Below are 26,170 nucleotides of genomic sequence, written 5' to 3' on the forward strand. Positions count from 1 at the left end.
CAACAGAAGGAGCGGTTTTCGGTGGCTGAGTACATCTACTCGATGGTTCGTGCACGTAAGGCGGTGGGTGAGAAGCTCATCCTCGATGACGTCACGATGGCGTTCCTCCCCGGTGCCAAGATCGGCATGGTGGGTCCCAACGGCGCCGGTAAGTCGACGATCCTCAAGATCATGGCCGGCATGGACACGCCGTCGAACGGCGAGGCGAAGCTGTCTCCCGGTTTCTCGGTCGGAATCCTGATGCAGGAGCCGGAGCTCGACGAGACCAAGACGGTGATCGAGAACATCCAGGACGGCATCGCCATCAAGGCGAAGGTCGACCGGTTCAACGAGATCTCCATGCTGATGGCAGATCCCGATGCCGACTTCGACTCCCTGCTCTCCGAGATGGGAACCCTGCAGGAGGAGATCGACGCGGCGGACGGCTGGGACCTCGATTCGCAGCTCGAACAGGCCATGGACGCCCTGCGCACGCCTCCCGGAGACGCGGCGATCGCTCCGCTCTCCGGAGGTGAGAAGCGACGCGTCGCACTCGCGAAGCTGCTCCTGCAGAAGCCCGATCTGCTCCTGCTCGACGAGCCGACCAACCACCTCGACGCGGAAAGCGTGCTCTGGCTCGAGCAGCACCTTCAGGCATACAAGGGCGCGGTCATCGCCATCACTCACGACCGGTACTTCCTCGACCACGTCGCCGAATGGATCGCCGAGGTCGACCGTGGCCGCCTGATCGGCTACGAGGGCAACTACTCGACCTACCTGGAGAAGAAGGGCGAACGCCTCGAGGTCCAGGGCAAGAAGGACGCGAAGCTCGCCAAGCGCCTCAAGGAGGAGCTGGAGTGGGTCAGGTCCAGCGCAAAGGGCCGTCAGACGAAGTCGAAGGCGCGACTCGCGCGGTACGAGGAGATGGCGACAGAGGCCGAACGCACCAGGAAGCTGGACTTCGAGGAGATCTCGATTCCTGCGGGACCGCGTCTCGGAAGCATCGTGATCGATGCGAAGAAGCTCCAGAAGGGCTTCGACGGCCGGGTGCTCATCGATGGGCTCAGCTTCAACCTGCCGCCGAACGGCATCGTCGGTGTGATCGGCCCCAACGGTGTCGGTAAGACGACCCTGTTCAAGACGATCGTCGGCCTGGAGCCGCTCGACGGCGGAGACCTCAAGATCGGCGAGACGGTCAAGATCAGCTACGTCGACCAGTCGCGCTCGAACATCGACCCCGACAAGACGCTGTGGGAGGTCGTGTCCGATGGTCTCGACGTCATCACGGTGGGCAAGACGGAGATCCCCTCACGCGCGTACGTCTCGAAGTTCGGTTTCAAGGGCCCGGACCAGCAGAAGAAGGCAGGCGTGCTCTCCGGTGGTGAGCGCAACCGTCTGAACCTGGCCCTCACGCTCAAGGAGGGCGGCAACCTACTCCTGCTCGACGAGCCGACCAACGACCTGGACGTCGAGACGCTGAGTTCTCTCGAGAACGCGCTTCTCGAGTTCCCGGGCTGCGCAGTGGTCATCACTCACGACCGGTGGTTCCTCGACCGCATCGCGACCCACATCCTCGCGTACGAGGGCACCGACGAGAAGCCCGCTCAGTGGTACTGGTTCGAGGGTAACTTCGAGTCCTACGAGGAGAACAAGGTCCAGCGCCTCGGCGCCGACGCGGCCAAGCCGCACCGGTCGACGCACCGCAAGCTCACGCGCGACTGATCGCCGATGTCCGACCTGACACCGGGGCCCCGGCTGCACATCCCGATCCACCTCCGCTGGGGCGATCTGGACGCATTCAATCACGTCAACAACACCTCGATGCTGAAGCTCCTCGAGGAGGCGCGCGTACGCGCGTTCTGGCGTGCGGGTCCCGGTGAGCAGGCACCATCGACCGCTGTGCTCGATTCAGGCATCGACGAGGGCACGCTGACGCTCATCGCGCGGCAGGAGATCGAGTACCTCGCTCCGGTGCCCTACCAGCGTCGACCTCTCGAAGTGCAGATGTGGTTCGGCAAGCTCGGCGGCTCCAGCGTCGAGGTCTGCTACGAGGTGCACAACGACCCCGCAGCCGAGCCCCGCACGATCTATGCGCGGTCGACCGCGATCATCGTGCTCGTCGACGCCAAGTCGGGCCGTCCCACACGGCTCACGCAGGAGATGCGCGACGCGTGGGAGCCGTACGTCGGCCCCTCCATCGAGTACACCCACCGCTGAGCCGAATGGCGCGGCATCAGGCCGGGGACGGCACCCTGACCATGATCTCCTGGGCGACAGAGGCGACCAGATCGCCCGACTGCGTGTAGATGCGTCCCTGAGCGAGGCCGCGGCCCCCGCGCGCGTTCGGCGATTCCTGCAGGTAGAGCAGCCACTCGTCGACGCGCGCAGGCCGGTGCCACCACATCGCATGGTCGAGGCTCGCCACCTTCAACCCCGGGAGCCCCCAGTACACGCCGTGGGCGCGAAGGATCGATTCCTGGATCGTCATATCGCTGAGATATGCGAGAGCCGCCCGGTGAATGCGCTGGTCGTCGGGAAGCGGTGCCTTCATGCGCATCCAGACGCCCTGCTGAGGAACGCGGGAATCCTCGCTCGGCAGGAACATCGGCGAGTCGATGTGGCGCACGTCAGCAGCGCGATCGCTGAGCATCCGAACAACGCCGGGCGGCAGCCCGTCGACGCGCTGCTCGTCGGGCAGCAGAGAGTCCGGACCCGGAATTCCTTCAGGCATGGGCACCGCGTGCTCGATGCCCGGATCGTCGTCCTGGAAGGAGGCGATCATCGAGAAGATCGGCACACCGTTCTGATACGCCTGTGAACGACGGGTGGAGAAGGATCGGCCGTCGTGGATGCGGTCGACGGCGATCGTGATGCCCTGGCTTGCGTCGCCCGGCCGCAGAAAGTACCCGTGCATGGAGTGCACCGCACGATCCTCGGGGAGCGTCCGTTCCGCGGCGAGGAGGCTCTGAGCGAGCACTTGACCACCGTAGATCCGCCCGGACGGCATCGGATGCGAAGATCCGGTGAAGATGTCCTCGGTGGTGCGGGCCTGAGTGGAATCGAGGTCCAGTACGTCGAGGAGTTGTTCGACGGTGCGAATCGCGTGGGCGTCGGCGGTCATGAGTTCCTTCCCGCGACGGCGGATGCCGCTGGCGTTGCTAGTTTAGAGGGTGTGCCCCACCAGCTTCTTCTTGCAGACGCCGAGACCGCGAAGGACGTACTGACCTTCCTCGGGCGAGCGACCCGAATCTCCGATGAGGGGGTTCGGCTGCAGGCGGCCGGAGGTGTTCTCGCGCTCACAGGAGCCGCTCTAGCGCCCCACGGTCTGTTCGATCAGACCCCGACGGTGCTGGCGATGCGCGTCGTGCAGGCGGATCCTGAGCTCGAGTGCGATGTCGTCGTCTCCTCGCTCACCGCGACAGACGATGACAGCGCGCTGACCCTGCCGGAGACAGGGCTCTCACCCGCGTGGGCCGGAGTCGCTCCACCGCGCGGCCACTGGCAGCCGACGTCGACCCTGGCGGCATCCGTCATCGCTCGACGCGCGCAGTGGGGGATCAGCGCAGTTGCGCGCGGAGTGACGCCCGGGTCCGGGGAGGAAGCCGTCAGAGCGCTTCGTGCAGCCATCTGGGGGGAGCCCGACGAGGATCTCGGCGGCCTGCCTCGCGGAGTCGCATTCGCGGCCGACGCGTTCGGCTTCATCTCCGGTGAGGAAGACGTTCCGGTGATGCAGTCGGGGCGGTGGACTCGACTCGCCTTCCGGCGCGGTCACGTTCTCGCTCGAGGACCCGTCGCGACCGGTCTCACAGCCGTCAGGGGCACCGGCTCCGCCCAGTAGCGCGGACCACGAGCTCAGCGGGCGGCGGCGCGCCCGGCCTGGCGTCCCGAGAAGAGACACCCACCGAGGAACGTGCCCTCGAGCGCCCGGTAACCGTGCACACCGCCGCCCCCGAATCCGCTCGCCTCGCCGGCGGCATACAGACCGACGATCGGTTCGCCGTCGGCTCCGAGAGCGCGGCCGTCGAGATCGGTGTTGATCCCGCCGAGTGACTTCCTGGTGAGAACGTGCAGCTTGACGGCGACGAGAGGGCCGGCTGCCGGGTCCTGAAGACGATGCGGAGCTGCGGTGCGGATCAGCTTGTCGCCACGGTAGCCGCGCATCGAACGCAGCATGCCGATCTGGGCGTCTTTCGTGAACTCGTTCTCCATCTCGAGGTCACGCGCGATCACCTCTCGTCGCACATGATCGATGTCGAGTGACTCTCCGCCGGGGTGCCGCTGCATCTGCTCGAGCAGCGATTCGAGGTCGTTCTCGACGATGAAGTCCTCTCCCTCGTCGAGGAACGCCTGCACCGGCCCCGTCGGGCCCTTGGCGAGTCGGGACTTCACGAGGAGCCCGACATCCTTGCCGGTGAGATCGGGGTTCTGTTCGCTTCCGGAGAGGGCGAACTCCTTCTCGACGATCTGGCGAGAGGTGACGAACCACGAGTGGTCGTAGCCGGTGCTGCGGAGGTGGGCGAGTGTGCCCAGCGTGTCGAAGCCGGGGAAGAGCGGCACGGGCAGTCTCTTGCCCGTCGCGTCCAGCCACAGCGACGACGGGCCGGGGAGGATGCGGATGCCGTGCGACGGCCACACGGGGTTCCAGTTCGTGATTCCCTCGACGTAGTGCCACATGCGGTCGCCGTTGACGAGACGCGCACCGGCAGACTCCGAGACGGCGTGCATCGATCCGTCCACATATGCGGGCACTCCCGTGAGCATGTGCTCAGGAGGCGCGCCCAAGGTTGCCGGCCAGGCAGCGCGCACGAGGTCGTGATTTCCTCCGATACCGCCGGAGGAGACGATCGTGGCGCCGGCGCTGATCTCGAAGTCGCCGATCGCGCGCCGCGTCGATTCGACGCCGCGAGCGGCAGGGCTCGACTCCAGGATCGTGCCGCGCGCGCCGGTGACGGCTCCGTCGGTGGTGATCAGCTCCGTCACGCGATGGCGGGGGAGGATCGTGATCCGTCCCTCGCGTTCGCCCTGCTCGACCGCGGCGGCGAACGGCGCGACGACACCCGGCCCGGTGCCCCAGGTGATGTGGAATCGAGGGACGGAGTTGCCGGGACCGAGCGCACCGTAGCCTCCGCGTTCGGCCCAGCCGACCACCGGGAAGAAACCCACTCCGCGTTCGCGCAACCACGAGCGCTTCTCTCCGGCCGCGAACTGCAGATAGGCCTCGGCCCACCGACGCGGCCAGTGATCCTCGGGGCGGTCGAACGATGCGGTCCCGAACCAGTCCTGCGTGGCGAGGGCCAGCGAATCGCGAATGCCCATCCGCCTCTGCTCGGGAGAGTCGATGAAGAACAGGCCACCGAACGACCACCATGCCTGCCCGCCGAGGTTGGTGCGCGGCTCCTGGTCGACCAGGATCACACGACGACCGGCATCCAGCGCCTCACCCGCTGCGACAAGACCGGCGAGCCCCCATCCGATGACCAGTACGTCTGCAGACAGGGGCGTGTTCGTCATGTGCTCTCCGTTGATTCCTGACGCGATCGCGTCTCGAGCGTGGGGCGCCCGGCCGAGGGTGCGCCGATGCCGGACGGCTCGAATGTGTTCACCATGGCATACGCGGCGCGTTCGAGGTAGTCCCACAGCGTCGATTCGTGGAGTGGCGACAATTGCGCCTCGTCCAAAGCCGTTCGCATGTGCCGGAGCCACCTGTCACGAGCGTCGGGATCGACGTGGAACGGCATGTGACGCATCCGCAGGCGTGGGTGTCCGCGCGTCTCCCCATAGGTCGTGGGGCCACCCCAGTACTGCTCCAGGAACATCAGCAGTCGCTCCTCGGCAGGGCCGAGATCCTCTTCGGGGTACATCGGCTTCAGGACCGGGTCCAGTGCGACCTCGCGATAGAAGACCGACACGATCTTCGCGAAGGTGTCGCGCCCGCCGACCTCGTCGTAGAACGTCACTTCTGGGAGCTCCCGTCATCGTTCGTCTTCTTGCGCCGCCAGATTCCACGATCCGGGATGACGGGAACGCCGGTGACGGCGTTCGGACGTGTCTTGGGCGGATTGGCACCCCGAACGCGACGGGCGCCCTCGAGGCCGGTGGGGACGACGGTGGTCATGCTCGGGAGGAAGATCTCGTTCTCGAGCATCGCGGCCCGCAGGCGCTTACGCAGCTCCTGCGCGACGTCGTCCTTGGCGTTGGCACGAGCCTTGATGACGAGCCGCACGACGAGGGCGTCGCCGTCTATCGACTCGAGGCCCCAGAGCTCGGGCTTCTCGATGATGCGGGTGCGCCACTTCGGATCCTTCGCGAGAGCCTGAGCCGTGTCGAGCATGATCTGCTCGACCTTCTCGAGATCGGCGTCCACCGGCACGCCGAGATCGATGATCGCCCTGGCCCAGCCCTGCGACATGTTGCCGATGCGAAGCACCTCGCCGTTGCGGACGTACCAGAGCGTGCCGTTCACGTCGCGCACCTGCGTGATGCGCACGCTCACGTATTCGACCACGCCCGAGGCGAGGCCGAGATCGACGACATCGCCGATTCCGATCTGATCCTCCGCCACGATGAACATGCCGTTGAGCACGTCCTTGACGATGTTCTGAGCGCCGAAACCGAGACCCGCGCCCACAGCCGCAGTGAGGAGTGTCAGCGAGCCCAGGAGCGTCGGCGCGAGGTGATTGACCACGAGCACGATCGCGATGACCACCAGCATCACGTTGACGATGTTCTGCAGGATGGTGCCGAGAGTCCGCGTGCGTTGCACGAGACGCATGTCAGCGAGCGGCGAGCGTTCCAAGGCCTGAGTGTCGTCGACGGCCGCTTTGTTCTTCGCGCTGTCGACGATGCGATGCACGACGCGGCGGATGACCACGCGGAGCAAGAGAGCGATGAGAACGCAGCCGGCGATGATCGCGACCACTCCGAGCGCCTGCAGGCCCACATCGCGCAGCACCGTGACGACGTCCATCCACCAGGAGGGGAGAACGGTCTCTGCGGGGTCGGGCGTCGTGTCGAATGGCTGCATCATCCCCTCCAGAGTAGCGATCAGGCCTCTGCGCGGGCTGGACGCACCGCGCAGAGGCCTGATCGGAGAAGCGGGCTCAGTCCTCCGCGTCGCGGGACTGCGCAGCGAGCGAGCGCTCGACGTCGGCGAGGTTCTCGAGCACCAGACGGCGCAGCGCCGGTGCCGCGTCCTGGTTGGCCGACAGCCACGCGCGTGTCGCGTCGCGCAGTTCGACATCGGCGATGGCCGTGGGGAACAGGCCCACGATCAGATACTGCGCGATCTGGTAGCTGCGGGACTCCCAGATCGGCACCAGCATGTCGAAGTACGCGGGCACGAACTCGCGAAGAGCCTCGGCGCCGGCCGGGTGCACGAAGCCGAGCGCGGCGGACCGCACGATCGTGTTCGGAGCGTCGTCGCGTTCGATCAGCGACGCCCAGGCCGCCTTCTTCGAGGCGGAGTCGGGCAGCGCCGCACGTGCCTGCGCGGCGAACTCGCCGCCCTTCGACGTGTTGTCAGACGCGAGCGCGGCGTCGATGGATGCAGCATCCGTCGCGCCGATCGTGGCGAGTCCGACGAGCAGCTGCCAGCTGAGGTCCGCGTCGATCTCGAGGCCAGGGAGTGTCTCCTCGCCGGAGCGCAGGCGCCCCACGATGCCCGCGTGCTCGGGAGTGACCAGGGCGTTGGCGAAGGCCGTCACGAACTGGAGCTGACTGTCGCTGCCCGATTCGGCGGCTTCTGCAAGAGCCCAGAGTCCGTCTGCGACCTTCTGGCGAGCGGCGAGACGAGCCTCTGGCCTGACGTAGAGCGTCGCGGCGCTGCGCAGCTGCGCGAGCGTCGTGCGGACCGTGGTCGACTCGGTCTCGCGGCCGATGTTGCCGAGCACCAGGTCGATGTAATCGGAGGCCGCGGTCTCGGCGTCGCGGGTCTGGTCCCAGGCGGCGCCCCAGACGAGGGAGCGCGCGAGGGGGTCGCTGATGTCGGCGAGGTGCGCGATCGCGGTGGCGAGGGAGCGCTCGTCGAGGCGGATCTTCGCGTAGGCGAGGTCATTGTCGTTGAGCAGCACGAGGTCGGGACGCGCGAGGCCATGCAGCTCGGGAACCTCGGTGCGGTCTCCGTCGACGTCGACCTCGGCGTAGTGCGAGCGCACGAGTGCGCCGTCCTGGAGGTTGTAGAACCCGATGCCGAGCCGGTGCGGACGGATGGTCGGGTAGTCGGCCGGAGCGGTCTGCGTCACGGCGAATCGTGTGATCGTGCCGTCCGAGTCGTCTGCGATCACCGGTTCGAGCGTGTTCACGCCCGCGGTCTCGAGCCACTTCTTCGACCAGGTGCTCAGATCGCGTCCGCTGGTGGCTTCGAGCTCGGTGAGAAGGTCGCTCAGCTCGGTGTTCCCCCACGAGTGCTTCTGGAAGTACTGCGAGACGCCGGCGAAGAACGCCTCGATGCCCACCCAGGCGGCGAGCTGCTTGAGAACCGAGCCGCCCTTCGCGTACGTGATCCCGTCGAAGTTCACCTGCACGTCTTCGAGGTCGTTGATCTCAGCCACGATGGGGTGGGTCGAGGGAAGCTGATCCTGGCGGTAGGCCCAGGTCTTCTCCATCGCGTTGAAGGTGGTCCACGCCTCGGTCCACTCGGTGGCCTCCGCGGTCGCGATCGTCGACGCCCACTCGGCGAACGACTCGTTCAGCCAGAGGTCGTTCCACCACTTCATGGTCACGAGGTCGCCGAACCACATGTGCGCGAGCTCATGCAGGATCGTGACGACGCGGCGCTCCTTGACGGCGTCGGTGACCTTGCTGCGGAACACGTACGTCTCGGTGAAGGTGACCGCTCCCGCGTTCTCCATCGCACCGGCGTTGAACTCGGGGACGAAGAGCTGGTCGTACTTCGCGAACGGGTAGGGAACGCCGAACTTCGACTCGAAGTACGCGAAGCCCTCGCGCGTCTTGTCGAAGATGTAGTCGGCGTCGAGGTGCTGCCACAGGCTCTTGCGTCCGTAGACGCCGAGCGGGATGACCCGGCCCGAGGCGCTGGTGAGCTCGGAGAACGTCGCCTCGTAGGGGCCTGCGACCAGAGCCGTGATGTACGACGAGATGCGCGGCGTGGGCTCGAAGCCCCACGTCGCGACCGAGTGGTCGTCGTGGACGATGGGCTCGGGCGTGGGGGAGTTCGACACGACCTTCCAGGACGCCGGTGCCGTCACCGTGAACTGGAACGTCGCCTTCAGATCGGGCTGCTCGAACACGGCGAACACGCGCCGCGAGTCGGGGACCTCGAACTGGGAGTAGAGGTAGACCTCGCCGTCGACAGGGTCGACGAAGCGGTGCAGTCCCTCGCCGGTGTTGGTGTAGAGGCAGTCCGCATCGACCACGAGGACGTTCTCGGCCTGCAGGCCGGCGAGCGCGATGCGCGAGTCGGCGAAGACCTCGTCGGGGTCCAGCTGCTCTCCGTTCAACGAGATCTCGCGCACGTCGCGTGCGATCAGGTCGATGAAGGTGATGCTCTCCGGCGTCGCGGTGAACCGGACGACGCTGCGGGAGCCGAAGACCTCCGCACCCTTCGTCAGGTCGAGCGAGACTTCGTACGACTGGGTGTCGATGACGTCGCGGCGCTCCTGCGCTTCGATGCGGGTGAGGTTCTCTCCAGGCACAGCTGTACTCCCAGGGGTGAGGGGATGCTGCCGCAACCCAGCGCAGTTGGCGCCCACGGCAACCATGACAGCCTACGCCAGCACGGCGGCCTGACTCACTTCCAGGAGATGAAAGAATGGACGGGTGACCGCGATCGAGCAGAACACCGTCCTCTTTGCCTCCGATGCCGCTGCCTCCGGCGCGCCGTATATGACCACCCCGGTGGCCTACGACGGCATCCTGCTCGCCGGGTTCGGTGGCCCTGAAGGGCAGGAGGACGTCATACCTTTCCTGCGCAATGTCACGCGGGGGCGGGGGATCCCGGACGAGCGCCTTGAAGAGGTGGCGCACCACTACCGCCATTTCGGCGGCGTGAGCCCCATCAACGGACAGAACCGCATCCTCAAGGAGGCGCTCGAGGGCGAGCTCGCGCGCCGCGGCATCGATCTTCCGGTGTACTGGGGTAACCGCAACTGGAGTCCTTACCTCGAAGAGGTCGTCACCGAAGCCGCAGCCGACGGCAAGACGACGCTCCTCGCCTTCGCCACGAGCGCCTACAGCTCCTTCTCGAGCTGCCGGCAGTATCGCGAGGACTTCGCGCGAGTGCTCGAGGAGACGAAGCTCGGCGAGACGGTGACGATCGACAAGATCCGACCCTTCTACGACCACCCCGGGTTCGTCGAGTCGTTCGAGACGGGTGTCCGCGAGGCCGTGGAGACCTTCCTCGGTCAGGGAATCGCCCCGGCCGACATCCAGATCCTCTTCTCCACCCACAGCATCCCGACCGCGGATGCCGAGCGCTCGGGCGCGCGGGACATCGACTGGGGCGAGGGCGGCGCGTATGCCGCGCAGCATCTCGCCGTCGCCGCGTGGGTGATGGATCGCGTCCGTGAGAGCATCCCGGCAGCGGCTGACGTCTCGTGGGAGCTGGTCTACCAGTCCCGGTCGGGCCCCGCCTCGCAGCCGTGGCTCGAGCCTGATGTGTGCGACGTCATCGGCGAGCTGCCCGAACGCGGCCGGAAGGCCGTGGCGGTGGTGCCCGTCGGGTTCATGAGCGATCACATGGAGGTGCTCTGGGACCTCGACACCGAGGCCGCCGAAGCCGCCGAGGAGGCGGGACTCGCCTTCACGCGTACTCCGACGCCCGGAGTCGCCCCGTCGTTCGTCAGCGGAATCGTCGACCTGATCGTCGAGCGCCTGGAGGGTCGTCCGAACGAGGATCGCCCCCATGTCACCTCTCTGCCCGGTGCGTTCGATGTGTGCCGCCCCGGCTGCTGCGAGAACGTCCGGGCGGGATTCAAGCCGGCTGCGGCCGGCGTGGCTCCGTGAGCACCCGCTGACCGTCTGCGCTTCTAGGATGGATGCCATGCGCATCCATATCGCCACCGATCACGCCGGTCTCGACTTCTCGACGCAGCTGCAGGACCATCTGCGCAGCGCAGGCCATGAAGTCGTCGACCACGGGCCGGTCGATTATGACGCGCTCGACGACTACCCCGCGTTCTGCATCCGCGCTGCGCAGGCGGTCGTGGCGGACCAGAGGGCCGGGGTCGAGACGCTCGGCGTGGTGTTCGGCGGTTCGGGGAACGGCGAGCAGATCGCCGCGAACAAAGTCGCCGGTGTCCGCGCCGCGCTGGTGTGGAACACGTCCACCGCAGAGCTCGCCCGTGAGCACAACGATGCGAACGTGATCTCGATCGGGGCGCGTCAGCACTCCTTCGACGAGGTCACCTCGTTCATCGACACCTTCATCGCCACGCCGTTCTCGGGAGACGAGCGTCATATCCGCCGCATCGGTCAGATCGCGGACTTCGAGCGCGACGGCTCGCTGCTTCCGGACCCGCGAGCCTGACATGCCCGAGGGCCACTCCGTCCATCGCATCGCTCGTCAGTTCGATCGGAACTTCGTCGGCAAGCCGATGCTCGCCTCGAGCCCGCAGGGACGATTCGCCGAGGGGGCGGCCGTCCTGAACGGACGCGAGGCGATCAGCGTGCAGGCTGTGGGCAAGCAGATGTTCCTCGAGGCTGAAGGCGATGTGTGGTTGCGCGTGCACCTCGGTCTCTACGGAGCCTGGGACTTCGCCGGCGACATCCTGGTGGACCCCACCATCGCGTCTGCGAACGGTCGCATGGGGCAGACCAACCAGAGGGGCACGGTGGTGGATGAGGAGATCCTCGACGATGCCGGAGAGAACTCGCTGGCGTCGATCGGCGCGCCCCGTCGAACCCGTGTGCACGTTCGCATGTCGGAGCAGACGAAGGGTCTCGCTGACGAGGGGCTCGAGTGGCCGCCGCCGGTCGTCGGGCAGGTTCGGCTGCGTCTGATGACCGACATCACCGCCGCTGACCTTCGCGGTCCCACGGCATGCGTGCTGCAGACTCCTGAGGAGATGCTCGCCAGCGTCGCGAAGCTCGGTCCCGATCCGCTCGTGGGCGATCCGGTGCAGAACGAGGAGCGCTTCGTCGCGGCGGTCCGCAAGAAGCAGACGGTGATCGCTCTCCTGCTCATGGATCAGGCCGTGGTGAGCGGCATCGGCAACGTGTATCGGGCCGAGATGCTGTTCCGCCAGCGGTTGAACCCGCATACCCCCGGCCGAGAGGTTCCCGAGGACGTCGTGCGAGCCCTGTGGCATGACTGGGTGCGTCTCCTCGCCGTCGGCGTCGAGACCGGTCAGATGATGACCATGGATGATCTCTCGCCCGATTCGTACCGCGCCGCGATGGCGAGCCGCGACGACCGGCACTGGGTCTACCATCGCGCAGGTCTGCCGTGCCGTATCTGCGGCACCGAGATCGCTCTCGAGGAGATCGGCGCGCGCAAGCTGTACTGGTGCCCGCGCTGCCAAGCGTGACCCGTCGGCCATAGGCTGAGGGGATGCGTCAGAACCCCAGTTTCACGCTCGCGGATGTGGCCGAGATCCGTCGGATCGTCGATGCCAATCCCTGGGCGACGATCGTGAGCCACGGTCCCGACGGCCTGGTCTCTTCGCACTACGTCGTTCTTCTCGATGACGACCATGACGACTTGACGGTCGTGGGGCATGTCGGGCGGCCGGACGACCTGATTCACGGCCTGGGGGATGGGGAGCTGCTCGTCGTCTTCCAGGGACCGCACGGCTATATCTCGCCCGGTTGGTACGGCGATGTGCCGTCGGTTCCGACCTGGAACTACACGGCCGTGCATCTCGCAGGGATTCCCGAGATCCTCAGCGACGAAGAGAACCTCGCCGTGCTCGACCGGCTGGTCGACCGTTTCGAGGGACGGATGCCGGAGCCACGGCGCATGTGGGAACGGCCGAACGATCCCGCGTTCGTCACTCGCCTGGCCACAGGGACGGTGGGCTTCAGACTCACCCCGACCAGGGTCGTCGCCAAGCGCAAGCTCAGTCAGAACAAGCCGGCCGAGACCGTGGAGACGGTCATCGCCGAGCTCGAGGCCGACGGGCCGTACAGGCAGCCCGCCCTCGCGGCCGAGATGCGCCGTGCTCAGCAGGCGCGCGTCGGAGGTCGCTCGTGATCGGGATCGGAGAGCGGGTCGGCACCCTCGTCGGCGTGCGCGTCTCCGGCCCTGGAAGAGAGTTCCTGATCGACGACGAGCCTGTGGACATCTTCATCGAAGACGGTCGCATCAGCGACATCGCTCCCACCGGAGCTGTCGCGCCGCAGGGCGAGATCCTCGAGGGCAACGGGGCCTGGGCAGTGCCCGGCCTGTGGGACAACCATGTTCACACGGTCCAGTGGGCGCTGGCGGCGGAGCGAGTCGCACTCGGCAGCGCGGCCTCCGCGTCTGAGGCAGCTGCGATCATGGCGGCCGCGGCACCCCTGCCGGATGGACGGAAGGTGGGCAGCGGATTCCGCGATGCGATGTGGCCGGATCACCCGACGCTCGCTCTGCTCGACAGCGTCACCGGAGAGGTCCCCACCTACCTCATAAACGCAGACGTGCACAGCACGTGGCTCAACTCGGCTGCCTTGCGACTCGAGGGGTTCGCCAGCGCCGACGGGATGCTGCGCGAGCAGGACGCGTTCGAGATCTCTCGTCGACTGAATGCCGTGGATCCTGTTCGCGGCGATGCGGCGGTCCGGGACGCGGGGGAGCGAGCAGCGTCCCGCGGCGTCACGGGGCTGGTCGACTTCGACATGGCATGGAATGCCGATGCGTGGCCACGCCGAGTCGCGGCGGGGTTCGCCGCGCATCGCGTCGAGTTCGCGATCTATCCGTTCGACCTCGAGCGAGCCATCCGTGCCGGCCTGAGGTCGGGTGAGCTGCACCAGGACGAGGACGCGCCGGAAGCCGGGCGCGACCTGATCCATGTCGGGCCGCTGAAGATCATCAGCGACGGTTCGCTGGGCACCCGCACCGCCGCGTGCTCACACGCGTATCCGGGTGATCCCGAGAATTTCGGGGTGCTCACCGTGCCTCCGGCCGAGCTCGCAGAGCTGCTCACCGTCGCGACCGGAGCAGGACTCGCGGTCGCCGTGCACGCGATCGGCGACCGCGCCGTCACCGGCGCGCTCGATGCCTTCACCGCGTCTGGTGCGGTGGGCACCATCGAGCACGCCCAGCTGGTGCGTCACGCAGATCTCGCGCGGTTCGGCAGACTCGGCATCATCGCGAGCGTGCAGCCGCAGCACGCTCTCGACGACAGAGATCTCGTCGGCCGGCACTGGGCAGGGCAGACCTCGATCGGCTATCCGCTCGGCGCCCTGCGGGACGCCGGTGTCGAGCTGCGCTTCGGATCGGACGCGCCTGTGGCACCGCTCGATCCGTGGCAGGCGATCGCCGCTGCCGTCACCCGCACCGACGACGACCGTGATCCGTGGCACCCCGAGGAGCGGCTGACACGCGAGCAGGCGCTCCAGGCGAGCGTCCGCAGCTCTGTGCGCCCGGGCGAGCTGGCCGATGTCGCCCTGTGCGGCTACGACCCGCTGACCGCCTCCGGTGCGGATCTGCGAGGGATGCCGGTGACGGCGACGATGGTGGCGGGGCGTCTGACCTACGGCGCCTGACATCCGGAGCACGAAGAAGGGCACCGGGAAAACCCGGTGCCCTTCTTCGTCAGACGGATGCTTATGCGGCGATGTGCGACACGAGGAACCAGCGGTCCTTCTCGAGTCCGCGCATGATCTCGATCGCGACGTCCTGGCTCGTGAGGTCGACCTCGTCGAGCCCATCGATCGCAGCCTTCACGTCGATGAGGATCGCGTCGATGTCGGAGATGACAGCGCGCACGAGCTCGTCGGACTGGGTGAAGCCGGCGGGAACCGACGTAGCGCTGCCCTTGGCGGCCACGGCGCCGATACGCGCGTCGATCGGCAGGCCGAGGGCGACGATCCGCTCGGCGGCGGTGTCGGCGAAGTCTCCTGCGTGCGCGACGATCGTGTCGAGAAGCTCGTGGACGCCGACGAAGTTGGCGCCGCGCACGTGCCAGTGCGCCTGCTTGCCATCGATCGTCAGTGCCTGGAGTCCGAGCACGACGGGGGAGAGGAACTGAGCCGCTGCAGCTGCCACTGTCGGGTCGCTGGCGGTGGTGGAAACGGTCTGTACCTTGCTCATCTTGACTCCTCCGGAGTTGTCTCTTCGTGCCTGATGATGACAACGCTACTCGTCTGAAAACATTCCGCAAGCAAGCGAAGGCTCGGCTTAGTGCCCCGGAATCATGCGGAAATCCGGCCTTGGGAGGATAGTCTCACCTCATGAGCATCGCAGCCGGAGCCTCTGTCCTCGCGCTCCCGGGGAAGACCCCGTCGGTACCCGAAGACGCGTTCGTCGCCGAGGGAGCGCGCATCGTCGGCGACGTCTCGCTGGCTGAAGGCGCGAGCGTCTGGTACAACGCCGTGCTCCGAGGCGACTCGGCATCCATCGTGATCGGTCGAGGCAGCAATGTGCAGGACAACGTCTCGGTCCACGTCGATGCGGCTCATCCCGTCACCATCGGTGACAAGGTGTCCATCGGTCACAACGCCGTGGTGCACGGATGCACGATCGGAGACGGCTCGCTCATCGGCATGGGGGCTGTCGTGCTCAGCGGCGCGGTCATCGGTGCGGGTTGCCTCATCGCCGGCGGAGCAGTCGTGCTCGGAGGAACCGAGGTGCCGGACGGCTCACTGGTGGCGGGGGTTCCTGCGAAGGTGCGTCGGTCCCTCAGCGACGACGAGCGTGCCGACCTGATCGCCAACGCCGACATCTATCTGGTGCACCTCGAGACGCACGTCGCCGCGACACCGATCTGACCGGTTCGGCCCGATAGGCTTGTCATCACGGGGCGGTGGCCAAGCTGGTTAAGGCAGTGGGCTCATAACCCAACGATCGCGGGTTCAAGTCCCGCCCGCCCTACTCCTGTTCGCTGAGCCGCCCACGCCATCTGTCGAGCGCGGTCGTCTCAGAGATGACGTCGCGAGGATGACGCCGGCAGCGATACCGCCGAGTCCGCCGAAGACCATGTCGCCGATCGTGTCCTGATACGTGACGAAGATCTCGTCGCTGAGGTAGGCCCAGCCCAGCCACTCGACCATCTCCCACATGGCGCTGAGTGCGAGGGCCAGGAGCGGTGCCAGGACGAGCGGAGTTCGCGGCCGGGCGCCGTGGTCGCGAGTCATCGTGACGACCTCCGCCCGCGTGAGGATCAGCGCAGCGACGATCGTCAGAATCCCCGTGCAGATCAGGTGCACGACCAGATCCCAGCCCGGGATCGTCCGGTACAGGTCGAATATGTTGCTCCACGCGGCCACGAGCACGGTCGCGCAGACCGCCAGATCGAACCACCCGCGCAGTCCCAGCACTCGAGGCAGCATCAGGGCCGGAAGAGCGAGTGCGGCGATGCCGGCGTCCGTCGGCGCGAGCCAGATCAGCGCCACGCCGACGCCGACGATCCCCAGAACGCGCAGAGAGTCTGCGGACCACTCCGCGAGGGACCGAGGCGGACGGAGGAAGTCTTCTTTCACTGTGTCCTCTTTCACTGTGTCTTCCCGTCCAGACGCAGCAGCGCCTGCACTGCCAGGTGATCCGAGGGTCTGATCCCATCGAAGACACCTGCGTTGATGCCGGCAGCACGCACCCGGACGTCTCGGCTGACGAGCATCCAGTCGACGCGCCGCCCTGTGAGCCGCGGTCGTCGATATCCGTTGAGCGTGCTCCACAGCGGTGTCAGCCGGTCTTCGGCAGCGCTCCAGGAGTCGGTGAGCTCCGCGCACGACAGAAGCGTGCGTACGGCGCGGGAGCGGGCACCGGCATTGAGATCACCCATCACGATCGTCGGAAGAGCACGCTTCCGGACCAGCGCGGAGATGGCCTCGGTCGATCGTCGTCGTGAACGAGAGGACAGGTGGTCGAGATGGGTGTTGACGACGAGGAACCGGATGCCCGTCGACGTGTCGGCGAACTCCGCCGTCACGAGAATGCGGGGGATGAGGTTGCCCCAGGATCGACTGCCCCGTTCGTCTGGGCGCGCTGAAAGGGCCTGCTGCTCCCATCCGCGAAGTTCCAGGCGTTCGGCGTCGTAGACGAGCGGGGTGCCCTCGCCCGTGCCTTCGCGGCCTCGTCCTCTGCCGATGAACCGGTGAGTGGGGCCGAGCGCTCGGGTGACGACCGTCATCGCGCCGGGAAGCACCTCTTGCAGCCCGAGGATCGTCGGACGCTCCGAGCGCAGCATCTCAGCGACTGCCGGGGCGCGCACACTCCAGCGGTCCTGCTTCGGACGCGCGAAGCCCTCCATGGCCCGGCGGATGTTGAACGACATCGCGTGCAGCTCCGGTGCGACCACAGGGCCGATCAGCGCGGGCACGGTCATCGTCGTGTCCGCCGTGCTGCGGGGCCGCGTAGGCGACGGCGGACCACCAGGCGTGCCCACCGCACAGGGGGGAAGTCGCGCGGCCAGTGCACGAGCACGCTGCGGAAGCCTCGCTGCACGCGCCGGCCGAACTGCCCTGCGGTGAACGGTCTCATCGACATCCCCATCGACTCGTCGGGGAGCCGAGCGATGCGGTGGTTCTCGCCGAGGTGGAAGGCGAGGTCGAGGTCATCGTGGATGTGTGCATCGCCGCGATGCACGTCCGCTCGCACCGCATGCCATGCTTCCCTGCGGAACGCGAGATTCGAGCCGAACAGCGGTCTATGACCGAGAGTCACGCTCAAGAGGCTCGTGTACGCGCCGAGATAGAGCCGAGCGAGCGGGACACGGAGCGCCACAGGGCCGTCGGTGAAGCGCGCACCTCCGGTGACGGCCCCGATGAGCTCGTCCTGCCCGAAGGCCGAGACGACCGCGGAGATCCAGTCGGCATCCGGTTCGCAGTCCGCGTCGAGTCTGAGGATCAGATCACCGCGTGCGGCATCGTATCCGGTGGACGCCGCAGCGGGGATGCCCGGCTCGATGCAGGTGAGCACGCGCGCGCCCGAGGCTCGAGCCACCGAGGCCGACGAATCGGACGAATCATTGTCGACCACGATGATCTCGTCCGCCGGCGACTCCTGGGCGTGCAGGGCCCGCAGACACCGTGCCAGCAGAGCTGCGTCGTCCTTGACAGGCACGACCACCGAGATGGTGGGGGAGTGGGCGGGCCCTATCCGTGACCGGACCGTGGCGGCACTGTCGACCACATGCCCTTCGCTGCGTTCCGTCATCGGCGCGATCATGTCATCGATCGACGGATAGAACGAGGGACTTGACACTGCGGAGCCCGCCCGACCCTCCGCGCCCGGATCAGCGAGCGTCTGCAGCCTGCAGGTCGGACGAAGGCTCGATCAGCTCCTCCACGAGCGTGATGCCGCCGCTCGAGTTGGCCGAATGGGCGAGATCCTCGATCCATCGACGGCTGAGCTCGGGCGCCTCGCTCTCGTCGAAGACGAACCTCAGGGGGATCGACGGATGCAGCCAGACCGTCGAGCGGCCTTCAGGGTCTCCGTCCGGGTGCTTCCAGGTCAGTGTGAAGCTCTCGTTGCGACGCAGCTTCGTCGCAACGACGACCTTGAGGTGCGCGAGTGCACGATCGTCGATATGGATCGGCTCGGAGGCGCCGTAGTAGAGAGAACCCATATCTCGGAATATATGCGCCGGGGGGCGAACCATCGCACCGGCCACCCTCGGCGCGCGAGGGGAGCGAACAATCTGTTCGCATAATGTCATCGGCGATGCGTCGCGGCCGTCACAGAGGGAAGCACACCGAAGCTGTCGCGATACGCGGCGGCGAATCGCGAAGGATGTGAGAAACCCCATCGGCGGGCCACCGCGGCGACGGTCGAGGGCGCCCCGGACTGCAGGTCGCGATGGGCGCCGTCCAGCCGCGCCCGTCGCAGCGACTCGGCCGGCGTCGTGTCGAGCGCTCGTCGGAAGGCGTACTGCAATCCCCGCGTCGAGATGTGCACGGCCGCGGCGACATCATCGACGGTGATCGGCCGGTGCGAGTTCTCGGCGATGAAATCGAGAGCACGGCGCACGGTCGCCGGAGCGGCTGTGGTCTGTGCCGGGCGATGGCGTTCGAGGCGGCTCGTCGTCGCGAACGCGGCGACCGTCGTGGCCGCCGCATGGCGCGCCAACTCGCTGCGCAGGAGTTCGAGATCGTCCGTGGTGTCACCGAGCGGTGCGGCGCTCTGCTCGAGATACGCGAACATGCGATCCCATGCCGCGGCCGCGTACGCGGAGCGAGGGGAGAGGTCCTCGACACGTATGGAGAGGTCGTCGTCACCGCTTATCCGCCGCGCGAGGCGCGACAGAGTGTCGCGGTCGAACACGAGCGCCGCCACTCGTGCCCCCGCGTCCCATCGTGCATGCACTCGGGGTCCGTCCGAGATCCACGGGCGGCTCGCATCGAGATCGCCCCGATCGGAGTACACCCGCGCATCCGGACCGTCCACCCGGCACACCAGAACCTGGTCGAGTGGTTCCGCGGTCGAACGCACCTCCGCTGCCAGGTCGTAGCGAACGAGGCTCACGCCGCCGAGATCCGCAGAGTGCCAATCGAAGTGGAAGCGCTCGGGGTCGACGTCGTGCAGGACCGCAGACGGGACGAACTGCTTCCAGGTGCTCTCGACGCGTGAGACGTCACTGGTTCGGAACCGCATCGCGAGGCTCCTCCCCTCGGGTGCGGTGTGCGCGCACAGGCCAGGTGCCGTCGAGGCGTTCCTCCGGCTCGAGACGGCCGATCCGGATGAAGTACTCCGTCAGGCTCGCCGCCTGAGAACGCGCCCACCCGATCTGGCGCGTATGCAGCTCTTCGAGCGTCTCGGGAAGCACGAACTGGCGCGCCAGGGCCTGCGCGACCCGGCCTGCGGCCACCGCGTCCGCGGCCGCCTCGTGGGCATCCTCGAGTCGCACCGCGTAGAGGGCGGCGACCACCTCGAGAGTGCGCTTGCCGGGGCGGTACCGGTCGTAGGCCTTGTCGATCACGAGAGGGTCGATGATCGGGGAGGGATCCTCCAGCGGTGCGATTCCGTGGCGATGCGCCTCGTGAGCCAGGAGGGAGAAGTCGTACGCCGCGTTGTACGCGACGATCGGAACCCCCTGTGAGAGCAGCGACCGCAGGGCAGCGGTCACTTCTCCGACCACCTCAGCGCCCGGACGCCCGTGCCGGCGGGCATGCTCGGTGGTGACTCCATGCACGGCCGTGGCCCCCTCGGGTATCGGCACTCCAGGATCAGACAGCCAGTCCCTCGCGGCGATCTCACGTCCGTCTGCGTCGAGCAGCCCCACATGCGCGGTGACGACGCGGTCTTTCTCCACGTCGATCCCCGTGGTCTCGAGGTCGAACACGCCTACACGAGTGATCCAGTGCGGGAGCGAGGGGGGCGGGGGCATGCTTTCACCGTAGATCCGGGCTCCGACATCCGGACGGAGGCACACGGAGAGCATGCATCCGCCGACTCTAGACTTGGTCCATGACCGCGCCCTCTCCCTATGCAGACCGCCTGAGCCGACTGCCGGTCGTGCGCCACGAGGTCGATGTTCGAGGTGGGACCACCGTGTTCTGGGAGTACGGACCCGCCGACGCTGACGTGACGATCGTCGCGGTGCACGGATTCCGAGGGGAGCACCACGGCCTCGAGCCGATCCTCGCGTTCCTTCCGGAGGTTCGCGTGATCTCTCCCGATCTCCCGGGATTCGGCGAGACGGCGCCAGTCGCCGGCCGTTCCTACGATCTCGACGAATACGTCGCGTGGCTGAAGGAGTTCGCGGCGACGGTGGCTCCCGGGGCGGTGATACTCGGGCACTCCTTCGGATCGATCGTCGCCTCTGCGGCGGTCGCAGCGGGTCTCGAGACCCCGCGGCTGATCCTGATCAACCCCATCGGAGCGCCCGCACTCGAGGGACCCAAGGGCATCATGACGCGTCTCGCGGTCCTGTACTACTCACTCGGAGCGCGCCTGCCCGAACGAGCGGGAACGGCGCTCCTGCGCAACCGCCTGATCGTCAGGGTCATGAGCATCACGATGGCCAAGACGTCGGACCCGCAGCTGCGGCGGTTCATCCACGACCAGCACGACACCTACTTCTCGCGGTTCGCCGACCGCGACGTCCTCCGGGATGCGTTCGTGACGAGCGTGTCGCATGACGTGAGCGAGTTCGCCTCCTCGATCTCGACGCCCACGCTTCTCATCGCCGCCCAGCGAGACGACATCACCCCCATCGAGGTCGAGCGACAGCTTGCGGAGCGCTTCGACGACGCCACTCTGGTCGAGATCGCCGAGGTCGGACACCTGATCCACTACGAGACGCCCGCCGAAGCCGCAGGTGCCGTTCGCCGATTCCTCAGGATTCCCGTCGCGCGAGGCCGATGAGGCCGGCGACACGGAACGGGATCACCTCGCCCATCGCGAGAGAGGTCTCGGTGCGCTCCACGCCTTCGATCGACAGGATGCGCGCGTCGGTGTCGAAGAGGTGTCTGGCGTCTCTGCACGCGACGCGCGCGAGCAGGTCGATCGACCCGCTGAGTCCATGCGCCTGCACGACTTCGGGGATGCGGGCCAGCTCGTTGATGATGCGGGGCAGCTCGGTCTGACGCACCCCGATGCTCACGAACGCCTGAAGCGGGAATCCGAGCACGTCTGTCGAGAACGATCGCTCGTACGACTGGAATATCCCGGTCTGCTCGAGTCTCGCCATCCGCGCCTGAATGGTGTTGCGGGACAGCCCGAGGTTCTCCGCGAGCGCGACGATCGTGACGCGGGGATCATCGGCGAGCGCGGCGAGCAGTTCGAGATCAATGCGGTCAAGTCCGGCCATAGTGCCAAACGATAGCAGGGTGGGGGATGCCCGGATTTGGCAACATGCTCAAGCCGATCGTGGTTGCTTGAGCGAGGTGATGAGCGGACGTACGCTCGACTCAACCGGCGATGAGGCCGGGGCCGAGCGTAGAACCCGTGACGACGGCCACGAATGAGGAGGACGATGATGTCACCGCAGATCACCCCGATCGTCGATACGGCGCAGGATCTCGAACTCGCCGAGCGCATCCTCTCACCGGAGGGCGAGCGGATCTCGAACCCGCTGCTCGACTCCTATGTCGATGACGTCGACGCAGCACAGCTGCGGGCGCTGCATCGCGACATGGTCATCCTCCGTCGTATCGACGCCGAGGGCGTCGCGCTCCAGCGTCAGGGGCAGCTCGGGCTCTGGGCTCCGTGCCAGGGACAGGAAGCGACCCAGATCGGCACAGCGAGGGCGCTCGCTCCTCAGGACTACGTCTTCCCGAGCTATCGGGAGACGGGGGTCATCTACGCGCGTGGCGCTGAGCCCGGCGACTTCGTCCGCATGTGGCGCGGCGAGGAGGGCGCGGGTCACGACCCTGCAGCACTCCGGGTCGCTCCGCTGCAGATCATCATCGGAGCGCAGACGCTCCATGCCGTCGGCTACGCGCTCGGCATCCGTCATGAAGGAGCGGACGAAGTCGCCGTCACCTACTTCGGCGACGGCGCCACGAGTCAGGGCGACGTCAACGAGGCGATGATCTTCGCCTCCTCCTATCAGGCACCGGTCGTCTTCGTCTGCCAGAACAACCACTGGGCGATCTCGGAGCCCGTGTCGGTGCAGTCGAAGTATCCGATCGCCGGGCGGGCGCCCGGCTTCGGCATCCCGAGCCTCCGGGTCGACGGCAACGATGTCCTCGCATGCGTGGCTGCGATGCGCTGGGCCCTTACACACGCCCGATCAGGAAAGGGCCCCGCCTACATCGAAGCCGTCACCTACCGGATGGGCCCGCACACGACAGCCGACGATCCGACTCGCTACCGCAGGGATGACGAGCTCGAGGCATGGCGTCGTCGCGACCCCATCGCTCGGCTGGAAACGCATCTGCGGTCGCTGGGCGAGCTGAGCGACGAGCAGATCGCCGACACTCAGAAGGCCGCCGACGTCGCGGCACGGGAGATGCGCGCCGAGTGCCTGAGCATGGTGACCCGCCCTCCGCTCGCCGTCTTCGACGGCGTCTACGCCGAGCCGCACGCCGGGCTCGATCGTCAGCGCGATGAGTACGCCGCGTACCTGGCATCCTTCGACGGGGAGGTGTGAAGATGGCTCAGATCACTCTCGGGAAGGCGCTCGGCGCGGGTCTCCGCCAGGCGATGCGCGACGACGACAAGGTCGTGCTGCTGGGCGAGGACATCGGCAGACTCGGCGGCGTCTTCCGCATCACGGACGGACTCCTCGACGAGTTCGGTGCGAAGCGCGTGATCGACACGCCTCTCGCAGAGTCCGGCATCGTCGGAATGGCTGTCGGATTGGCGTTCCGTGGCTATCGGCCGGTCGTCGAGATCCAGTTCGACGGCTTCGTGTACCCCGCGTTCGATCAGATCGTCGCCCAGGTCGCCAAGCTGCACTACCGCACGCAGGGTCGGGTACGGATGCCGATCACGATACGCATCCCCTGGGCCGGCGGGATCGGCGCGGCCGAGCATCACTCGGAATCGCCCGAGGCGTATTTCGTGCACACGGCAGGACTGCGCGTGATCGCCGTGTCGAATCCCGAGGATGCGTACCGGAGCCTGCGCCAGGCCATCGCGTCGGACGACCCGGTGATCTTCTTCGAGCCCAAGCGGCTCTACCACCACAAGGGCGAGGTCGACCTCGACGCACCGCTGGCGGATGCTGCGCCGATGGGACTCGCACGTGTCGTCCGAGCAGGTGACGATGCGACCCTCATCACCTACGGGGCGATGGTCACGACGGCGTTGCAGGCGGCCGAGGCTGCGGAGGACGAGGGCATCTCGCTGGAGGTCATCGATCTGCGTTCGCTGTCGCCCGTCGACTACGACACGGTCGCGACGTCGGTCCGCAAGACCGGGCGGGTCGTCGTGGCGCACGAGGCCTCACGCGAGGCAGGCATGGCCGCCGAGGTGATCGCGAGCGTCACGGAGCGATGCTTCGAATACCTCGAGTCTGCTCCACTGCGTGTGACCGGACACGATGTCCCCTATCCGCCGGCGAAGCTCGAGAAGTACCACCTGCCGGACCTCGACCGGCTGCTGGATGCTGTCGATCGCGTTCTCGACCGTCCGAACAGCCTGACGGGAGCAGACGCATGAACGCGGAGTTCCGACTGCCGGATCTCGGCGAGGGGCTGACAGAGGCGGAGGTCGTCCAGTGGCTCGTCGCACCCGGCGACACGGTGACGCTCAACCAGACTCTGGCGGAGGTCGAGACGGCCAAGGCGATCGTCGAGCTGCCGTCTCCCTACGAAGGCGTCGTCGCCGCCCTGCATGCCGAGGCGGGACAGACGATAGCGGTCGGTGCTCCGCTGATCGAGTTCGACGTGGAGGGAGCCGATGGCCCGTCCACCGCAGGCTCGAGCGGAGTCGATGGGCAGGAGAAGGCGCAGCCCAACCTGGTGGGCTACGGAGCCGCCCCTACGGCATCCGGGCGGCCCGCTCGGCGCGCCAGGCGTGCGGCCGGAGCCAGAGCGACGACCGACACGGCGGTGCTCGAGGCGGCACCGCATGACGCCTCGCCGACTGTGAGCGTCGAGGTCGTCATCGAACGGCCTCGGTCCACCCCTCCCGTGCGCGCGTATGCGAAGCGTCTCGGCGTCGACCTCGCCCTGGTCGCCGCGTCGGTCGGAGATCGCGTGATCACACGCGCCGACATCGACGACTACGTCTCCCGCACCGGGGTGACTGTCGAGCAGGCGGACCCCACGCCACGACGCACTGCTGTTCCGGACGACGCGACCGGGCTCCGGGAGCATTCGCGCGAGACGCGCATCCCCATTCGCGGAGTCCGCAAGCACACCGCCGCAGCGATGGTCGAGAGCGCCTTCACCGCTCCGCACGTCACGGTCTTCCACACCGTCGATGTGACAGCGACCATGGACCTTCTCGAGTCGCTGCGTGGCGACCGGTCGCTGTCCGAGCACCGGATCGGCCCACTCGCCGTCGTGGCGAAGGCGGTGTGTCTCGCGCTGACCCGCGCCCCCGGCTTGAACGCGCGGTGGGACGAATCCGCGGGAGAGATCGTGCAGTTCGGGTACGTCGATCTCGGAATCGCGGCCGCGACCGACCGCGGACTCATCGTGCCGCACATCCGTGACGCCGAGACCATGAGCCTCATCGAGCTCGCGGATGCCGTGAGGTCTCTCGCCGCCACGGCGCGTGAGGGCAGGACGTCTCCGGTGGAGCTGTCCGGCGGCACGTTCTCGATCTCGAACATCGGGGTGTTCGGCGTCGATGCAGGCACCCCGATCCTCCCGCCCGGGCAATCGGGGATCCTCGCGGTCGGCGCGGTCCGGCGTCTTCCGTGGGAGCACCGCGGCGAGATCGCCCTTCGCCACGTGATGACGCTCAGCCTCTCCTTCGATCACCGGATCGTCGACGGAGCGGAGGGCGCGAGGTTCCTCAAGGACGTCGCCGATGTGCTGGAGGAACCCGGCCGGGCGATGCTTCTCAGATAGTCGCTCGGAGCGCCGATTCCGCCATCGCGGCGAGCACTGCCGCGGTGGCGGAGTGGTGTCTGGCTGCTGCCCGCGTGCTGTGCGGAGTCGAGTTGATCAACCCGAAGCACGCCTGCACCCGCAGGCGGAGTTCGTCGGCATCGGCCTCGACGAGAGGGTGCAGCGTGTCGATCCAGAGCTCGATGTAGGCGCGTTGCAGGCGTCGGACTGCGGAGTGATCCTGCGATGAAAGGTGCACGACATCTCGATCGTGCACGCGGATCACGTCGGCGTTGCCGAGGGCGAATTCGACGTGGAAGGCGACGAGTGCGTGGATACGCTCTTCGGGCGTGGACCCGTCGGCCGCGACCCGGGTTCCTCCGGAGACGAGATCGTCGCTCACCTTGATCAGCACGGCGCCGAGCAGTGCCTGCTTTCCGGCGAAATGACGGTAGACCGCAGGGCCGGATACGCCCACGGCGGCGCCGATGTCCTCGAGGCTCACCCCGTTGTACCCGCTCTCGGCGAAGAGCCGGGCCGCCTCTCGGAGGATCGCGTCCGACCTCTCTGCCTTCGCGCGATCTCGCGCAGTCGGGGGGCTTGTCATCTCAGTTAATCCTCGCTAACCTGATGCGATCGGTTAGTGAACACTAACCGAGAAAGCATCCAGTGCGCCAGAGCGATGACGCCGGCGCCGTGTGGTCGA

27 protein-coding genes and 1 tRNA gene are annotated in these 26,170 nt (G+C 67.2%); 14 read left to right on the forward strand and 14 right to left on the reverse strand.

Annotation, left to right across the window (positions count from 1 at the left end; genetic code table 11):
• The first annotated feature begins 21 nt into the window (after window positions 1-21).
• Complete coding sequence (ettA, locus tag MRBLMI13_RS03755) at window positions 22-1,701, forward strand: energy-dependent translational throttle protein EttA (protein WP_042536724.1); 1,680 nt, start codon at window positions 22-24, stop codon at window positions 1,699-1,701.
• A 6-nt stretch (window positions 1,702-1,707) separates the two neighbouring features.
• On the forward strand, window positions 1,708-2,196 hold the full coding sequence (locus MRBLMI13_RS03760; protein WP_042536723.1) for an acyl-CoA thioesterase: 489 nt from the start codon (window positions 1,708-1,710) through the stop codon (window positions 2,194-2,196).
• Between the two features lie 16 nt (window positions 2,197-2,212).
• Here the strand turns inward: MRBLMI13_RS03760 and MRBLMI13_RS03765 are convergent, their stop codons facing one another.
• Window positions 2,213-3,100: an acyl-CoA thioesterase gene (locus MRBLMI13_RS03765; protein ID WP_367820322.1), complete on the reverse strand. Its 888-nt coding sequence runs from the start codon at window positions 3,098-3,100 to the stop codon at window positions 2,213-2,215.
• A 51-nt stretch (window positions 3,101-3,151) separates the two neighbouring features.
• Between MRBLMI13_RS03765 and MRBLMI13_RS03770 the strand changes: the two genes are divergently transcribed.
• Complete coding sequence (locus MRBLMI13_RS03770) at window positions 3,152-3,817, forward strand: hypothetical protein (protein WP_367820320.1); 666 nt, start codon at window positions 3,152-3,154, stop codon at window positions 3,815-3,817.
• Window positions 3,818-3,831: 14 nt separating this feature from the next.
• On the opposite strand, the gene MRBLMI13_RS03775 is transcribed toward MRBLMI13_RS03770, so the two are convergent.
• The 4 genes from MRBLMI13_RS03775 to pepN all read right to left on the reverse strand — a co-directional run bounded on the left by MRBLMI13_RS03775 (window position 3,832) and on the right by pepN (window position 9,632).
• Window positions 3,832-5,490, reverse strand: coding sequence for an FAD-binding dehydrogenase (locus MRBLMI13_RS03775; RefSeq protein ID WP_367820318.1), 1,659 nt, complete (start codon window positions 5,488-5,490; stop codon window positions 3,832-3,834).
• Window positions 5,487-5,936 (reverse strand): globin, encoded by a 450-nt coding sequence (locus tag MRBLMI13_RS03780; protein WP_309688372.1) that lies wholly within the window; start codon window positions 5,934-5,936, stop codon window positions 5,487-5,489. Before MRBLMI13_RS03780 ends, MRBLMI13_RS03775 begins: the two co-directional genes overlap by 4 nt.
• Entirely contained in the window at window positions 5,933-7,006 is a 1,074-nt protein-coding gene (locus MRBLMI13_RS03785; RefSeq protein ID WP_056376768.1) for a mechanosensitive ion channel family protein, read from the reverse strand. Before MRBLMI13_RS03785 ends, MRBLMI13_RS03780 begins: the two co-directional genes overlap by 4 nt.
• A gap of 73 nt (window positions 7,007-7,079) precedes the next feature.
• Window positions 7,080-9,632, reverse strand: a complete 2,553-nt coding sequence (gene pepN / locus MRBLMI13_RS03790; protein ID WP_367820315.1) for an aminopeptidase N — start codon at window positions 9,630-9,632, stop codon at window positions 7,080-7,082.
• A gap of 124 nt (window positions 9,633-9,756) precedes the next feature.
• On the opposite strand from pepN, the gene MRBLMI13_RS03795 reads away from it, so the two are divergent.
• Genes MRBLMI13_RS03795 through MRBLMI13_RS03815 form a run of 5 tightly spaced genes read left to right on the forward strand, consistent with a single transcriptional unit; the run spans window position 9,757 to window position 14,622 of the window.
• A complete protein-coding gene (locus MRBLMI13_RS03795; RefSeq protein WP_367820313.1) occupies window positions 9,757-10,941 on the forward strand; it encodes a ferrochelatase in 1,185 nt (394 codons plus the stop codon).
• A 37-nt stretch (window positions 10,942-10,978) separates the two neighbouring features.
• Window positions 10,979-11,464: a ribose-5-phosphate isomerase gene (locus MRBLMI13_RS03800; RefSeq protein WP_367820311.1), complete on the forward strand. Its 486-nt coding sequence runs from the start codon at window positions 10,979-10,981 to the stop codon at window positions 11,462-11,464.
• A gap of 1 nt (window position 11,465) precedes the next feature.
• Entirely contained in the window at window positions 11,466-12,464 is a 999-nt protein-coding gene (locus MRBLMI13_RS03805; protein WP_367820309.1) for an Fpg/Nei family DNA glycosylase, read from the forward strand.
• 23 nt (window positions 12,465-12,487) lie between these two features.
• Window positions 12,488-13,129: an FMN-binding negative transcriptional regulator gene (locus MRBLMI13_RS03810; protein WP_056376779.1), complete on the forward strand. Its 642-nt coding sequence runs from the start codon at window positions 12,488-12,490 to the stop codon at window positions 13,127-13,129.
• Entirely contained in the window at window positions 13,126-14,622 is a 1,497-nt protein-coding gene (locus tag MRBLMI13_RS03815) for an amidohydrolase (RefSeq protein WP_367820307.1), read from the forward strand. The genes MRBLMI13_RS03810 and MRBLMI13_RS03815 overlap by 4 nt, the downstream gene beginning before the upstream one ends.
• Window positions 14,623-14,683: 61 nt before the next feature.
• Here the strand turns inward: MRBLMI13_RS03815 and MRBLMI13_RS03820 are convergent, their stop codons facing one another.
• Window positions 14,684-15,169 (reverse strand): Dps family protein, encoded by a 486-nt coding sequence (locus MRBLMI13_RS03820; protein ID WP_367820305.1) that lies wholly within the window; start codon window positions 15,167-15,169, stop codon window positions 14,684-14,686.
• A gap of 140 nt (window positions 15,170-15,309) precedes the next feature.
• Here MRBLMI13_RS03820 and MRBLMI13_RS03825 point away from each other — a divergent pair, with 140 nt between their 5' ends.
• The gene (locus MRBLMI13_RS03825) at window positions 15,310-15,846 is read left to right on the forward strand and encodes a gamma carbonic anhydrase family protein (protein ID WP_367820303.1); all 537 of its coding nucleotides are present in this window, start codon (window positions 15,310-15,312) and stop codon (window positions 15,844-15,846) included.
• A gap of 29 nt (window positions 15,847-15,875) precedes the next feature.
• A tRNA-Ile gene (locus tag MRBLMI13_RS03830) sits at window positions 15,876-15,949 on the forward strand.
• Here MRBLMI13_RS03830 and MRBLMI13_RS03835 read toward each other — a convergent pair.
• The 6 genes from MRBLMI13_RS03835 to MRBLMI13_RS03860 form a co-directional block, all read right to left on the reverse strand.
• Window positions 15,931-16,557 carry a hypothetical protein gene (locus MRBLMI13_RS03835; protein WP_367820301.1) on the reverse strand — a complete coding sequence of 209 codons (627 nt, stop codon included), beginning with the start codon at window positions 16,555-16,557 and terminating at the stop codon, window positions 15,931-15,933. The two genes, MRBLMI13_RS03830 and MRBLMI13_RS03835, sit on opposite strands and share 19 nt — an antisense overlap.
• 11 nt (window positions 16,558-16,568) lie before the next feature.
• On the reverse strand, window positions 16,569-17,402 hold the full coding sequence (locus MRBLMI13_RS03840; RefSeq protein WP_367820299.1) for an endonuclease/exonuclease/phosphatase family protein: 834 nt from the start codon (window positions 17,400-17,402) through the stop codon (window positions 16,569-16,571).
• Complete coding sequence (locus MRBLMI13_RS03845; RefSeq protein WP_367820297.1) at window positions 17,399-18,232, reverse strand: glycosyltransferase; 834 nt, start codon at window positions 18,230-18,232, stop codon at window positions 17,399-17,401. The genes MRBLMI13_RS03840 and MRBLMI13_RS03845 overlap by 4 nt, the downstream gene beginning before the upstream one ends.
• 79 nt (window positions 18,233-18,311) lie before the next feature.
• The gene (locus MRBLMI13_RS03850) at window positions 18,312-18,644 is read right to left on the reverse strand and encodes a hypothetical protein (protein ID WP_042536702.1); all 333 of its coding nucleotides are present in this window, start codon (window positions 18,642-18,644) and stop codon (window positions 18,312-18,314) included.
• An 86-nt stretch (window positions 18,645-18,730) separates the two neighbouring features.
• Window positions 18,731-19,669 carry an AraC family transcriptional regulator gene (locus MRBLMI13_RS03855; RefSeq protein ID WP_367820295.1) on the reverse strand — a complete coding sequence of 313 codons (939 nt, stop codon included), beginning with the start codon at window positions 19,667-19,669 and terminating at the stop codon, window positions 18,731-18,733.
• The gene (locus tag MRBLMI13_RS03860) at window positions 19,650-20,402 is read right to left on the reverse strand and encodes an exonuclease domain-containing protein (RefSeq protein WP_367820293.1); all 753 of its coding nucleotides are present in this window, start codon (window positions 20,400-20,402) and stop codon (window positions 19,650-19,652) included. Before MRBLMI13_RS03860 ends, MRBLMI13_RS03855 begins: the two co-directional genes overlap by 20 nt.
• Window positions 20,403-20,482: 80 nt before the next feature.
• Between MRBLMI13_RS03860 and MRBLMI13_RS03865 the strand changes: the two genes are divergently transcribed.
• Window positions 20,483-21,382 (forward strand): alpha/beta fold hydrolase, encoded by a 900-nt coding sequence (locus MRBLMI13_RS03865; protein ID WP_079112771.1) that lies wholly within the window; start codon window positions 20,483-20,485, stop codon window positions 21,380-21,382.
• Here MRBLMI13_RS03865 and MRBLMI13_RS03870 read toward each other — a convergent pair.
• Entirely contained in the window at window positions 21,354-21,827 is a 474-nt protein-coding gene (locus MRBLMI13_RS03870; protein ID WP_042536698.1) for an Lrp/AsnC family transcriptional regulator, read from the reverse strand. The two genes, MRBLMI13_RS03865 and MRBLMI13_RS03870, sit on opposite strands and share 29 nt — an antisense overlap.
• A gap of 168 nt (window positions 21,828-21,995) precedes the next feature.
• Between MRBLMI13_RS03870 and pdhA the strand changes: the two genes are divergently transcribed.
• From pdhA to MRBLMI13_RS03885, 3 genes are read left to right on the forward strand one after another with little or no spacing between them, the layout of a single operon-like run.
• A complete protein-coding gene (gene pdhA, locus MRBLMI13_RS03875; protein WP_367821337.1) occupies window positions 21,996-23,111 on the forward strand; it encodes a pyruvate dehydrogenase (acetyl-transferring) E1 component subunit alpha in 1,116 nt (371 codons plus the stop codon).
• Window positions 23,112-23,113: 2 nt separating this feature from the next.
• On the forward strand, window positions 23,114-24,124 hold the full coding sequence (locus MRBLMI13_RS03880) for an alpha-ketoacid dehydrogenase subunit beta (protein ID WP_367820291.1): 1,011 nt from the start codon (window positions 23,114-23,116) through the stop codon (window positions 24,122-24,124).
• Complete coding sequence (locus tag MRBLMI13_RS03885; RefSeq protein ID WP_367820289.1) at window positions 24,121-25,485, forward strand: dihydrolipoamide acetyltransferase family protein; 1,365 nt, start codon at window positions 24,121-24,123, stop codon at window positions 25,483-25,485. The genes MRBLMI13_RS03880 and MRBLMI13_RS03885 overlap by 4 nt, the downstream gene beginning before the upstream one ends.
• Here MRBLMI13_RS03885 and MRBLMI13_RS03890 read toward each other — a convergent pair.
• On the reverse strand, window positions 25,478-26,071 hold the full coding sequence (locus MRBLMI13_RS03890) for a TetR/AcrR family transcriptional regulator (protein WP_367820287.1): 594 nt from the start codon (window positions 26,069-26,071) through the stop codon (window positions 25,478-25,480). The two genes, MRBLMI13_RS03885 and MRBLMI13_RS03890, sit on opposite strands and share 8 nt — an antisense overlap.
• Window positions 26,072-26,170 lie beyond the last annotated feature (99 nt).

The organism is Microbacterium sp. LMI13-1-1.1 (assembly GCF_040815625.1).
Classification (GTDB): domain Bacteria; phylum Actinomycetota; class Actinomycetes; order Actinomycetales; family Microbacteriaceae; genus Microbacterium; species Microbacterium forte.